A 12,760-nucleotide genomic window follows, 5' to 3' on the forward strand; every position below is an offset into this window, starting at 1 on the left:
CCGTCGGCGGCCTGCGGACGCCCGGGCTTCACCAAGCCGGATCGCCAAGCTAGAAGGACGCCGGTCGCGCGGGACAGACGCGGCGAGGGGCGCAGGACGGGGGCGGCGGGGCACATGGCGGCAGGCACGGAGGGCGCGAAGCCCGGCGACGCGGATCTTCTTGGCGGCGCCGTCCACCGCTCGGCCGCGCTGAGCCGCGAGGGGCTTCTGGAGCGGGCCTTCACCAGCGCGTTCTCCGGCCTCGTCTACGCCCAGATCTGGGAGGATCCCGCCGTCGACCTCGCGGCGCTGGAGCTGAAGCCCGGCTCGACCATCGCCGCCATCGCCTCGGGCGGCTGCAACGTCATGAGCTACCTGACGGCGGACCCGGCGCGGGTGATCGCCGTCGATCTCAACCCGCACCATGTCGCGCTGGTGCGGCTGAAGGCCGCCGCCGCCCGCACGCTGCCCGATCACGCGGCGTTCCTGCGCATGTTCGGCAGCGGGGAGCACCCGCAGAACCCCGCGCTCTACGACGCGCATGTGCGCGCGGGGCTCGACGCCGGGACGCGCGGGTACTGGGAGGGCGGGAGCCTGCGCGGGCGGCGCATCGGCATGTTCGTCGCCGGGCTCTACCGCCAGGGGCTGCTCGGCCGCTTCATCATGGTCGCGAACTGGGCGGCGCGGCGCTACGGCGTCGACCTCTCCGAGATCGCCGCCTGCCGCACCGTCGATGAGCAGCGGCGCTTCTTCGAGACGCGCATCTCACCGATGCTGGACCGCCGGCTCGTGCGCTGGATCACGCGGCGCAAGGCGTCGCTCTTCGGGCTCGGCATCCCGCCGGCGCAGTACGACGCGCTGGCCGGGGACAGGCCGATGGCGGAGGTGCTGCGCGAGCGTCTCGGCAGGCTGGCCTGCGGCTTTCCGATGAGCGAGAACTACTTCGCGTGGCAGGCCTTCTGCGGCGGCTATGGCGAGAACGGGCCGTTCCCGCCCTATCTGCAGGCGGAGAACTGGGACGCGGTGCGCAGCCGCGCCGACCGCGTGAGCGTCGAGAACGTCTCGATGACGGACCGTCTCGCCGCCGCCGAGCCCGGCTCGGTGGACGCCGTCGTGCTGCTCGATGCGCAGGACTGGATGACCGACGGGCAGCTCAACGCGATCTGGACGGCGATCACCCGCGCCGCCGCGCCCGGCGCGCGCGTCATCTACCGCACCGCCGGCGAGGAGACGATCCTTCCGGGCCGCGTCAAGCACGAGACGCTCGACCGCTGGGAGTACCTTGCCGAGCGCTCGGCCGCGCTGCACCGGGCGGACCGGTCGGCCATCTACGGCGGCTTTCACATCTACAAACTGAAGGGCTGAGCCGATGGCGCGCGACCACGCGGCGCTGATGGACGGCGTCTATCGCCGCCAGCGCCACATCTACGACGCCACGCGGAAGTTCTTCCTGTTCGGCCGCGACGGGCTGATCGAGGATCTGCGGCCTGCGGCGGGCGACCGCGTGCTCGAGGTCGGCTGCGGCACCGGGCGCAACCTCGTCCTCGCTGCGCGGCGCTGGCCGCAGGCGCGCTTCTTCGGCTTCGACATCTCCGAGGCGATGCTGGAGACGGCGCGCGAGAGCGTCGCGCGGGCCGGGCTGGAGGGCCGCATCCGCCTCGCGCAGGGCGACGCGACCGGTTTCGACCCCGCCGCGATGTTCGGCGAGCCGGCGTTCGACCGCGTGGCCTTCTCCTACACGCTCTCGATGATCCCGGACTGGCGCGGCGCGCTGCGGGCCGGTTTCGCGGTCGTCGCGCCGGGCGGGCTGGCGATGGCGGTCGATTTCGGCGATCAGGCCGGCTATCCGGCGCTGGCGCGCAGGGGCCTGCGCGGCTGGCTCGGCCTGTTTCACGTCGCGCCGCGCGACGACATCGCCGCCGCCTGGGCCGAGGCCGCGCAGGCGGCGGGGCTGACCGACCCCAAGGCGCGCAGCCTCTATAGCGGCTACGCCGTGGCGCTGACGGCCGAACGCCCCGCAGGCTGAGGCGCTGCGAGACCTGTCGCGCGCGGCGCCGCTTGCAACGGCGCGGTCGCCCTGAGCCTAATGGCGCGAAGCTGTCAGGGGGGAGGCGGGGCGCATGTCGATCATCCGGGTCTCGATGCTGGCCGACGCGCTCTACGCGCCCGACGAGGCAGGCAACATCGACGTCGCGCCGTTCTCGCGCGCGAAGGGCAAGGACCGCCGGGGCAGGGGGGCGATGCGGCTATACAAGCGCGGCGCGCGCCCCAAGCCGGGCGACCCGCTCTTCGCCTATCTCGCCCGCTCGCTGCAGATCGAGGCGATGCATCTGCCGCCGGACGCGCCGGTGACGGTGATGGTCCACGGGTTCCAGTTCGACCCCGCGACCATCGTGATGACGCCGCCGCACCACCACAAGGCGGACAATCCGCACGCCCGGCTCTATCACTTCGAGCGGCACGAGCTGGCGCGCGAGATGCGGGCGCATTCCACGAGCTGGCCGCTCGGCCTCGGCTTCGCGAACGAGGACGGCGGGCGCGACGGCCTGTGCATAGGCTTCGGCTGGTACTCCAACCCCGGCTTCTTCTCGTCGCTGTTCCACCATGGCGAGAACTTCTACGCCCGCGCCTACAACAACGCCGAAGTGGCGGCGTGGCAGCTCGTCTGCGTGCTGGAGGTGCTGGCGGAAATCCTGCAGCGGCCCATCGACGTCTTCTGCCATTCGCTCGGCAGCCGGGTGGTCGTGCGCGCGGTGGCGATGGCGACCTCGCCGCTGCCGAACCTCGCCGCGATGCATGTCGAGCCGAAGGAGCGCTGGGTGGTCCGCCCCGTGCTGCGCTGGCTCGACCGGGTGCTGCTGCTGGCCGGCGCGGAGAAGGTGCTGGAGGCGCAGCTCATGCTGACGCACCTGAACGGCTGGGCGGCCGCGGTGCGGCCCGAGCGCCGGCCCTGCTTCTTCAACGTCCTCAGCCGCGAGAACGACGTGCTGGACAAGCTCGGCGAGAATTTCGGCCCCGCCGCGCCGGGCTCGAAGCAGGTGATCGGCCACAACGGGCTGGAGAAGCTCGACCCGTCATGGGTGGACATCCAGCTCGATGATACCGACGTGGCGGCGTGGTTTCTCGCGCGCGATTATCGCGTCAGCGGGGACGACAGCCAGGGCGTCTTCGCCGTGATGGACCATTGGATCCACTACACCTGGCCCGACAACATGCGCCTCTATCGCGACATCCTGCGCGATCGGGACAGGTGGAGCGTGGCGGGGCTGAAATCGACCGACCCTTCGCTGTTCGACACGCTGAGGATCAATCGCGGCCCCGGCCGGCGCGGGTTCGACTGACGCGGCTGGGACTGATGCGGCTGGGACTGACGCGGCGCCGGGTTCAGGCGGCGGCGCCGGCGTCCGGCGCTGTCGCGACGCGGGTCTCCGAGGCTGCGTGGCTCTCGCGTCCCTTGGCGGAGATGATCGCATAGTCGTAGCCGCCATGGGCCGCCTCGCGCCGCGCCTGCGCCCGTGAGCCCAGCCCGTAGAGCGCCACCGTAAGCCCCTCGGACGCCGCCAGCGCCGCCAGCGCCGGGTTCCAGAAGAGCCGGTGCAGGCACAGCCCGTCGACGCCGGCGGGCAGCGCCGAGATGCCGTGACCGGGCGCGACGAGCTTGATGTTGATGTTGTGGCGGTTGTGCTTCTCCAGCCGCGGCGTGAAGTTCTGCGCCGACCAGAAGAACGGGAACGAGTTGCACAGGTAGAGGTCGTCGATGCGCCGCGCCGCACGACCGGCCGCCGCCCGCCTGCCGGCGCGCTGCGAGACGATGGGGGCGACGCAGAAAAGTATCTTCGCCTCGGGCAGGGTTTCGCGGATCGCCGCGACCTCGCCCTCGTGCCAGCACGCGAACACGATCTCCGCCGCCGGCGGGCGGCGCGCGATGGTCAGCGCCGCGGCCCGGGCCGCGGTCTCGCACTTCACGTCCAGCAGCAGCAGCCTCGGCGCCTCGGGCAGCGAGGTGAGCGCCCGCAACACCTCGTCGAAGCAGTGCCCGCGGAGCTTCCGCGGTGCGCCTCCGGCCAGGATCAGGGGTGCGTGGCGCACGGTGAGACTGCCTGCAGCGTCGAGGCGCAGATCGAGTTCGGCCCCGTCGAAGCCGCGCACACGCCGCGGGTCCAGGCTGTCGAGCCGCTCCCCGTCCCGCAGAATTCGATGGGCTATGAACCGCATCGTTCGACCTTGGCTGTTATTTCCTTCCGGGGCCATACCTGAAAATTCAAGCGTGCGCGCGACTTTCCGGCATGTCTGACGAAAAATTCACCGAAGCGACAAGCATTCGATACGCGGGCGCCGCAAAGCCGTCGCACGCCTGCCCTAGGCCCGGCGCCTTGCGCCCGCAGCGCGCGCGCGGCACTGTCGCCGCCGCAATCTGGACGGGAAAACGATGGCCTATCGACCGGTGGTTCTGTGCATTCTCGACGGCTGGGGGCTCGCCGACGCCGGCGGGTCGAACGCCGTGTCGCAGGCGCGCACGCCGGTCTTCGACGACCTGACGGCGAACCGGCCGACCGCCACGCTCGTCACCAGCGGCGAGAACGTCGGCCTGCCGAAGGGCCAGATGGGCAATTCCGAGGTCGGTCACGTCAACATCGGCGCCGGCCGGGTGGTCTGGATGGATCTGCCGAGGATCGACCGGGCCATCGCCACCGGCGCCTTCGCCGCCAACCCGACGCTGAAGGCCTTCGCCGCGCCGCTGCGTGAGAACGGGCGCGTCGCCCATGTGATGGGGCTCATGAGCCCCGGCGGCGTCCACAGCCACCAGCGCCACCTCGCCGCAGCGGCGCAGGCGCTGGCCGCGATGGGCGTGGAGGTCCGCGTCCACGCCTTTCTCGACGGCCGCGACGTCCCCCCGAAAAGCGCGCTCTCCGCGCTGGACGCCTTCATGGCCGACGCGCCGCAGGCGCGCATCGCCACCGTCTCGGGCCGCTTCCACGCGATGGACCGCGACAGGCGCTGGGAGCGCGTGGAGGCCGCCTACGACGCCGTCGCGCTCGGCCGCGGCGAGAAGGCGCCTTCCGCCCGCTCGGCGATCGAGGCCGCCTACGCCCGCGGAGAGACCGACGAGTTCGTGACGCCCACCGTGATCGGCGACTACGTCGGCATGGCAGAGGGCGACGGCGCGCTCTGCGTCAACTTCCGCGCGGACAGGATGCGCGAGCTGCTCGCCGCGCTCGGCGACCCGGATTTCGACGGATTCGAGCGGCCGGGCTGGCCGCGGCCGGGCGCGATGTGCGGCATGACCTCCTATTCCGAGGCGCATGACCGCTACATGACCGCGCTCTACCCGCCCAGCCCGCCGAAGAACACGCTGGGCGACTGGGTGGCGCAGCACGGCCTGCGCCAGTTCCGCGTCGCCGAGACCGAGAAGTATCCCCATGTGACCTTCTTTCTCAACGGCGGCGTCGAGGACGCCTATCCCGGCGAGGACCGGCACATGGCGCCGAGCCCGAAGGTGCGCACCTACGACCTTGCGCCCGAGATGTCGGCGGCGGAGGTGACGGAGAAGCTCGTCGGCGCGATCGCCTCGGGCGGCTACGATCTGATCGTCGCGAACTACGCCAACCCCGACATGGTGGGCCACACCGGCGATCTAGCCGCGGCGGTCAGGGCGGTGGAGACGGTGGACGCCTGTCTCGGCCAGGTGGTGGAGGCGGTGCGGCGCTCGGGCGGGGCGATGCTCGTCTTCGCCGACCACGGCAACTGCGAGCAGATGACGGACCCCGAGACCGGCGGACCGCACACTGCGCACACGCTCAACCCGGTGCCGCTGATCCTCGTCGGCGGGCCGTCGGGGGCGAAGCTGAGCGCGGGAAGGCTCGCCGACGTGGCGCCCACGGCGCTAGCGCTGATGGACCTCGCCCAGCCGACCGAGATGAGCGGCCGCTCGCTCCTTGGGCGATGACCTCGCAACGAACCTCGCCCGAAGACCGGTCGCGGCGCGCGGACGAGGCGGAGACGCCTTCGCGCGCCGTCGCGCGCGAGGCGCATCGCGCGTCCTGCCCCGGCCCTGTCGCTCTGCGCGCGGGCGAACCGATGCGCCTGACAGGGCGCGGGGACATCTGGGACGGGTGGCGCCGGCTCTGGGACGTCGCCGCGGATAGGCGCGAAGGCTGGGTTCCGGGCGATCTGCCGGCGTCCGCGGAGACCTGCGGCGCCGCCGGGGACGCGGGCGGCCGCGTCGCGACTGCGGCGCGCGACTACGGCGCCGCTGAACTCGACTGCGCGCCGGGCGATGCGCTCGCCGTTCTTGAGCGCCGCCACGGCTGGGCGCTCTGCCGGGACGCGCGCGGCGCCGTCGGCTGGATACCCTTGCGGCGGCTAGATGTCTGAGCGCGGGGCGGACCGCGCGCTCGCGCTCAGGGCGGCGGCGACGCTGGCGCTGACCGCATGGCTGACGGCCGTCCCCTGGCTCGCGCAGGCGCAGGAGGATGCGGCGCTCGCGCGTCTGGCCGAGGCGCGCGCGGCGCTGCGCGCCGCGGAGCGGGCGCGGGCGGTCGCGGCCGAGGATCTGCGCCCCGAACAGGCCCGCGCCTTCGCGACGCTGGCGGCGCTCGACCGGATCGGCCGGGCCCCGCCGCTGGCGCTGCTCACCCATCCCGGCGGCCCCGCCCAGGCGGCCCGCGCCGCGATGACGCTCGCAGCGGCGGCCCCGGCGCTCGCCGCGCGCGGCGCCGCGATACGGGCCGGGATCGCCCGGTTGAACGGCGCGCGGGAGGCCGCGGCCGCGTCGGCCGCGCGCCTCGCCGTGTCGGCGCAGGCCGCGCGCGCCCCCGCGACCGCCGCGCCCCCGCAATCCGGCCCGGCCCCGACGCCGCGGCCGGAGGCCGTCGCCGGCCCGGCCGACCCGCAGGAGACCGCCGACGCGGTGCGGCGGCTGCTCGGCGCCCTCGCGGCGATGGATGCGCCGCTCGAGACCGTCGGCGGGACGCCGCCGCCGGAGCCATGGCGCGCGCCGGTCGCGGGCCCCGCCCGGCCAGGCCCGGGGACGGGCGCGACGGTGCTCGCCGCGCCGCACGCCGGCGTGCGCGCGCCGATGGTCGCCAGCGTGCGCTACGCGGGCCCCGACGGCGGGCCCGGCCCCGCCCTGACGGTGGTGCTTGAGCCAGCGGCGGGCGTGCTGGTTGCGCTTCGCGGTCTCGGCGCCATCTCTGTCGCTGCGGGGGACACGGTGGCCGCCGGCGCGCTCCTCGGCGCCATGGCCGGTCCGCCCCCGGACGCCGACCCGAGCGCTGACCCGGCGGCCGACGAGTTTTTGATTGACGCGTCGGCGTCAAACGGGACGATTCAGCCCGAGGCGCTTTATATCGAGGTTACGCGCGCCGGCGCGGCGACCGATCCGGCCGACTGGTTCCGGTTCACTGACGAAAGGACGACACGGTGATGCGAAAGCTTGCGATGGCGGCGATGGCGGGCGTCGCGGCCGGCGTGCTGGCGACGACCCAGTTCGCTGGGCCGCTCGCGGCGCAGCAGACCTCGACGCGCTCGACGTACGAGCATCTCGACCTGTTCGGCGACATCTTCGAGCGCGTGCGCTCGGGCTATGTCGAGGAAGTCGACGAGCAGAAGCTCATCGAGGCGGCGATCAACGGGATGCTCGCCTCGCTCGATCCGCACTCGTCCTACCTGCCGCCGGAGAATTTCGAGGACATGCGGGTGCAGACCCGCGGCGAGTTCGGCGGCCTCGGCATCGAGGTCACGATGGAGGACGGCCTCGTGAAGGTCGTCGCGCCGATGGACGAGACGCCGGCGGCTCAGGCGGGCGTGCTCGCGGGCGACCTCATCAGCCACATCGACGACGAGCCGGTGATGGGGCTGACGCTGTCGGAGGCGGTGGACAAGATGCGCGGGCCGGTCGGCTCCGACATCAAGGTGACGATCCTGCGGCCGGAGGCTGAGGGGCCGCTCGACATCACCATCACGCGCGACGTCATCAAGATCCGGGCCGTGCGCACGCGCGTCGAGGGCGACGTCGGCGTGCTGCGCATCACGACCTTCAACGAACAGACCTTCGAGAACCTGCGCGCCGGCATCAAGGAGGTGCAGGACGAGCTTGGCGGCGAGAACGCCGTGAAGGGCTACGTCGTCGACCTGCGCAACAACCCCGGCGGCCTGCTGAACCAGGCGATCGCGGTCTCCGACGCGTTCCTGGAGACCGGGGAGATCGTCTCGACCCGCGGCCGCGACCTTTCCGACAGCGACCGCTACAACGCCAAGGCGGGCGACCTGACCAGCGGCAAGCCGCTGGTGGTGCTGATCAACGAGGGCTCGGCATCGGCGTCGGAGATCGTCGCCGGCGCCCTGCAGGACCATCGCCGCGCGATCATCGTCGGCGCGAAGTCCTTCGGGAAGGGCTCGGTGCAGACCATCATGCCGCTGTCCGGCGAGGGCGCGATGCGGCTGACGACGGCGCGCTACTACACGCCGTCGGGTCGCTCGATCCAGGCTCTCGGCATCGAGCCCGACATCCTCGTGGAGCAGCGCACCCTCGGCAACGGCGCCGAGGAGGCCGAGCAGCCGGCGCGTCGCACGCGCTCGGAGGCCGATCTCCGCGGCAGCCTCGAGAACGTGCTCACCGACGAGGAGCGCGAGCAGATGGACGCCGAGCGCGCCCGCCACGAGGCCACCAACAGGCTCCGCAACGAAGATCTGCAGCTGGCCTACGCGCTCGACCTGCTGACCGGCCTCTCGGTCTACAGCCAGGCGCAGTAGGCGGCTGTTCCTCCGGCGGCGGCGCGGACGGCGCCGCCGCCGACATCCTGACGGCGGCCCGCCCATGATGACCCCATCCGAGCTTCCTTATCGGCCCTGCGTCGGCGTGGCGCTCATCGGCCCGGGCCGCCGGCTGTTCGCCGGGCAGCGCATCGACAACCCCGGCCCCGCCTGGCAGATGCCCCAGGGCGGCGTCGACAAGGGCGAGGCGCCCCGCGACGCTGCGCTGCGGGAGCTCTTCGAGGAGACTGGCGTGCGGCCGGATCGCGTCGAGATCCTGCGCGAGACGCCTGGCTGGATCGACTACGACCTGCCGCCGGAACTGGTCGGCAAGCTCTGGAAGGGGCGCTATCGCGGGCAGACCCAGAAATGGTTCGCCATGCGCTTTCTCGGGGACGACGCGGAAATCGACATCTCTGGCCCGCCGCCGGAGTTCAGCCGCTGGGCCTGGATGGATCGCGGCGCTCTCGCCGAAAGCATCGTTCCCTTCAAGCGCGATGTGTATCGCGCCGTGTTCGAGGCGTTCGGCGACCTGATCGACTGAGCCGCGTTCGTCTCGCCTTCGGCCAATGAAATCTCAAATCCGTCCTTGTTTGGGGACCGACGACTTTTCTTCCGTTAACCGCATGGGGCTAGTCCTTTCAGCGACACCGCAGTGAGTGGTTGTGCGAAGGGGAGTCGAAATGCCCATGACTGAAAGGCGGCGCCGCCGGACCGGCCCAGTCGGTCAGCCTTCGAAGAAGGGCTGCGCGCGACCGGTGGTTGCGCCCGATTCGCGGGCCCCGAAATGATTCGCTTCTCGCTGAGGCCCCGTGGCCCGCAGACTTCGCCCGTCGCGATGGCCGCCAGCGGCGTGGCGGCGCCCCGCGACGCCGTCCAGCCCGCCCCGCCCGCCGAGCCCGACCAGACGCAGGTGGACATCGAGCGCCTCGCCGGCGTGATGAAGTCGGTCGTGGACGGCGCCCTCGACACGCCGATGCCGAGGGCCGCCTCCGCCGACTTCGCGCCGCTTTATGCGCTGACCTCCGGGCTGATCAACCGCCTGCGGGAGACCCAGCAGCTTCTCGACGACCAGACCCTCTCGGAAGGCCTGGCCGAGCGCCGTCGCCGGGCCGAGGCGCGCGACACGGGCGACGTCTTCAACGGGACGGTCGCCAAGGCGCTGCGCCGCATCGAGGAGATGAGCGCCGCGTGCGCCGGCGCGACCGAGACGGCGACGGACGCCATCGACCAGATGAACACGCGCGCCGGCGAGATCGACTCCGCGGCGCGCCGCGTCGCGGACATGACCGCGTCGGCCGGCCAGCTTGTCCAGGAGGTCGCCGCAAGCTCGGACCGCGCCGCCGTCACCGCGTCTGACCTCACCAGCGCCGCCAACCGCATCAACGACGTGACCGACCTGATCCAGAACATCGCCTTCCAGACCAACCTGCTGGCGCTGAACGCCTCCATCGAGGCGGCGCGCGCCGGCGACCACGGCAAGGGCTTCGCCGTCGTCGCGTCGGAGGTCCGCCAGCTCGCCAACCGGACGTCCAGCGCGACGACCGAGGTGCAGCAGATGGTGACGGGCCTGCGCGATGTCGTCAGCCATGTGGAGACCATCGTCGACAAGCTGCGCGAATCGGGCGCGCGCCTCACGGAGACCACGGATGACGTCAGCCGCGCCGTGGAGGAGCAGTCCGTCGCGACGGCGCAGATCGGGACGAACGCCCGGCAGGGCGTGGAGAAAATGGGCGAGGTCCGCAGCCGCGTCAACGACATCGAGAAGAGCATCGTCGGGTTGGGGACGTCGGTCGACGTGTTCCTCGGCCGCCTCACCTCCGAACCCGGCGTCGCCGACGACGCGATCTTCTTCGGCCAGACGGCGCCGTTCATGGGGCCGCTGAAGACGACCGGCCAGGCCGTGCGGGACGGCATCCTGACGGCGTTCTCGCAGATCAACGACGAGGGCGGGGTCCACGGGCGCTCGCTGGAGCTCGTCGCGGAGGACGACAGCTACGACCCCAAGATCGCCGTGCGCAACGTCTGCGACATGCTGCGCGAAAGCCGCATCTTCGGCCTGCTCGGCCCGGTCGGCACGCCGACCTCGGCGATGACCGAGAAGGTCGCCCGCGGCGGAGAAGTCCCGTTCGTCGGCCCGCTGACCGGCGCCGCGTTCCTGCGCGACCCCGCGCTCGCGCATGTCGTCAACCTGCGCGCCAGCTACGACGAGGAGGTTGCCGCCCTCGTGAAGTCGCTTGTCCGTCTCAACGGCGTCAAGCGCTTCGGCCTGATGTTCCAGGGCGACGCCTTCGGACAGACGATCCGCGGCGCCCTGGGCCGGGCGCTGAAGGGGAGCGAGGCGACGCTCGTCGCCGAGGCCTCCTACCAGCGGTCCGACGGGGACATCGGACCCGCGACCGCCGCGCTCGCGGGCGTCGGCGCGGACGCGATCCTGCTCGGCGGCACGGCGGTCCCGTCGGCGGCATTCGTGCAGGCGATGCGCCGGGCTGGCTATGGCGGCCGCTTCGCCGCGATCTCGTTCAACAGCGGCCTCGACTTCGTCGCGGCGGCCGGCCCGGCGGGCGAAGGAACGCTCACCTCCCAGGTCGTGCCGCTGGTCGCGCCGGGTGCGGACGGCGTCGCCGGCGCCTTCCTTGCGGCCGGAGGGCGGGTGGGCGACCACGCCGGGCTGGAGGGCTACATGATCGGCCGCTTCGTCACCGAGATTCTGGAGCGATGCGGCCCGAACCCGACGCGCGCCGACTTCCTGGCGGCGCTGCGCGGCGAAGCCGACACGGTGGAGATCGACGGCTACCCGCTCAAGATCGGGCCTGGCGCGCGGCAGGCGAGCGACCGCGTCTTCCTTGCGGAGCTTTCGTCCGGAGGCGTCAGGGCGGCCGCCTGAGGCCGGACCGCGCGGCGCGCCGGCCGCCCTGTCGCGGCCCGCGCTTGTGTTTGGGTGAGCGCCCCGAAAGCCCGGGGCGGCGTTGGAGAGAATGTGCGATGGTCGATTCGGATCGGAACGCGACGGCGCCGCAGGGCGCTCAGGAAACCATGCTCACGCCCTCGCAGATCGGCGACGCGCTCGTGGCCTCATGCGTGGCCAAGGCTTCGGCGTCGGCGCGCGCCACCTTCGCGCTCGGCGTGCTCGGCGGCGCCTTCATCGCCTTCGGCGGAGCGTTCTTCACCGCCGTGATGGTCGGTGCGGAGCCGGGCCTCGGCGCCGCCAGGATGCTGGGCGGTCTTGTGTTCTCCCTCGGCCTCGCGCTCGTGCTCGTCGCCGGCGCGGAGCTTTTCACCGGCAACGCCATGATGCTGCTGGCGGTTTGGCGCGGCGCAATGGGCGTGCTCCCGATGCTGCGCAACTGGGGCCTCGTTCTGGCTGGCAACGCCGCCGGCGCCCTCGCCGTAGTGGCGCTGATGAGCGCGGGAGGGCTCTTTTCCGGCGGGCACGGCGCCGTCGCCGCGGCGATCGCGGAGGGCAAGTTCGCCGAACCGACCTCGGTGGCGCTGGCGCGCGGGGTGATGTGCAACGTCCTCGTGTGTCTTGCGGTTTGGATGAGCCTGGCCACGCGCAACGCCACCGGCAAGGTCGTCGCCGTGGCGCTGCCCGTGGCGGCCTTCATCACGATCGGCTTCGAGCACTCCGTCGCGAACCTCTACCTGCTGCCGGCGGGTCTGGTGAGCGGCGCGGCGGGCGGCTTGCCGGACCTGATGGGCAACCTGCCTGCAGTGCTCCTCGGCAACCTCGTGGGCGCGGGGCTCGTCGCCGGCCTCTACGCCTGGGCTCTGGACCCGTCGCCCGCCCCTGCAAGCGGCCGCAGGCCCGCCGCGCAGGCGATCCCGCAGGCCCGCCCGGGCATGCCGAGCCTCGCCGCGCCGCGGCCCGCTCCGGTGGCGAAGGCTGAGCCGACGGCGGCCCGTCACTAGCGCGGTTTTCGACCTGACCGCGTCAGGTCGAACGCTCTACGTCATTGCCTTGCAACGATTTCAGAGTCGCTGACCGAGCCGTTCAGCCCGGAAGGCGGTCCAGGCGCAAACCGCG

11 protein-coding genes are annotated in these 12,760 nt (G+C 72.3%); 10 read left to right on the forward strand and 1 reads right to left on the reverse strand.

The annotated features are described in order from the left end of the window. Nucleotides 1-114 precede the first annotated feature (114 nt). From BLW43_RS10165 to BLW43_RS10175, 3 genes are all read left to right on the forward strand, one after another. Nucleotides 115-1,344, forward strand: a complete 1,230-nt coding sequence (locus BLW43_RS10165; RefSeq protein ID WP_093252778.1) for a BtaA family protein — start codon at nt 115-117, stop codon at nt 1,342-1,344. A 4-nt stretch (nt 1,345-1,348) separates the two neighbouring features. After that, a complete protein-coding gene (locus BLW43_RS10170) occupies nt 1,349-2,005 on the forward strand; it encodes a class I SAM-dependent methyltransferase (protein ID WP_093252780.1) in 657 nt (218 codons plus the stop codon). Nucleotides 2,006-2,099: 94 nt separating this feature from the next. Further along, nucleotides 2,100-3,320 carry a hypothetical protein gene (locus BLW43_RS10175; protein ID WP_093252782.1) on the forward strand — a complete coding sequence of 407 codons (1,221 nt, stop codon included), beginning with the start codon at nt 2,100-2,102 and terminating at the stop codon, nt 3,318-3,320. Nucleotides 3,321-3,363: 43 nt separating this feature from the next. Here the strand turns inward: BLW43_RS10175 and BLW43_RS10180 are convergent, their stop codons facing one another. Then, the gene (locus tag BLW43_RS10180; protein ID WP_093252785.1) at nt 3,364-4,194 is read right to left on the reverse strand and encodes a hypothetical protein; all 831 of its coding nucleotides are present in this window, start codon (nt 4,192-4,194) and stop codon (nt 3,364-3,366) included. A 214-nt stretch (nt 4,195-4,408) separates the two neighbouring features. Between BLW43_RS10180 and gpmI the strand changes: the two genes are divergently transcribed. The 7 genes from gpmI to BLW43_RS10215 all read left to right on the forward strand — a co-directional run bounded on the left by gpmI (nt 4,409) and on the right by BLW43_RS10215 (nt 12,645). Next, nucleotides 4,409-5,926, forward strand: a complete 1,518-nt coding sequence (gpmI, locus tag BLW43_RS10185) for a 2,3-bisphosphoglycerate-independent phosphoglycerate mutase (RefSeq protein ID WP_093252787.1) — start codon at nt 4,409-4,411, stop codon at nt 5,924-5,926. Nucleotides 5,927-6,057: 131 nt separating this feature from the next. Next, the gene (locus BLW43_RS10190) at nt 6,058-6,354 is read left to right on the forward strand and encodes an SH3 domain-containing protein (RefSeq protein ID WP_139284030.1); all 297 of its coding nucleotides are present in this window, start codon (nt 6,058-6,060) and stop codon (nt 6,352-6,354) included. Beyond that, a complete protein-coding gene (locus tag BLW43_RS10195; RefSeq protein ID WP_093252791.1) occupies nt 6,347-7,405 on the forward strand; it encodes a hypothetical protein in 1,059 nt (352 codons plus the stop codon). Before BLW43_RS10190 ends, BLW43_RS10195 begins: the two co-directional genes overlap by 8 nt. Then, complete coding sequence (locus tag BLW43_RS10200) at nt 7,405-8,733, forward strand: S41 family peptidase (RefSeq protein ID WP_093252793.1); 1,329 nt, start codon at nt 7,405-7,407, stop codon at nt 8,731-8,733. The genes BLW43_RS10195 and BLW43_RS10200 overlap by 1 nt, the downstream gene beginning before the upstream one ends. A gap of 67 nt (nt 8,734-8,800) precedes the next feature. Next, on the forward strand, nt 8,801-9,277 hold the full coding sequence (locus BLW43_RS10205) for an RNA pyrophosphohydrolase (RefSeq protein WP_093253299.1): 477 nt from the start codon (nt 8,801-8,803) through the stop codon (nt 9,275-9,277). 294 nt (nt 9,278-9,571) lie between these two features. Continuing rightward, the gene (locus BLW43_RS10210) at nt 9,572-11,620 is read left to right on the forward strand and encodes an ABC transporter substrate-binding protein (RefSeq protein ID WP_175478844.1); all 2,049 of its coding nucleotides are present in this window, start codon (nt 9,572-9,574) and stop codon (nt 11,618-11,620) included. Between the two features lie 98 nt (nt 11,621-11,718). After that, nucleotides 11,719-12,645 (forward strand): formate/nitrite transporter family protein, encoded by a 927-nt coding sequence (locus tag BLW43_RS10215; protein ID WP_245731000.1) that lies wholly within the window; start codon nt 11,719-11,721, stop codon nt 12,643-12,645. The last annotated feature ends 115 nt before the right edge of the window (nt 12,646-12,760 follow it).

The sequence above is a fragment of the Rubrimonas cliftonensis genome, assembly GCF_900107585.1.
Lineage (GTDB): Bacteria > Pseudomonadota > Alphaproteobacteria > Rhodobacterales > Rhodobacteraceae > Rubrimonas > Rubrimonas cliftonensis.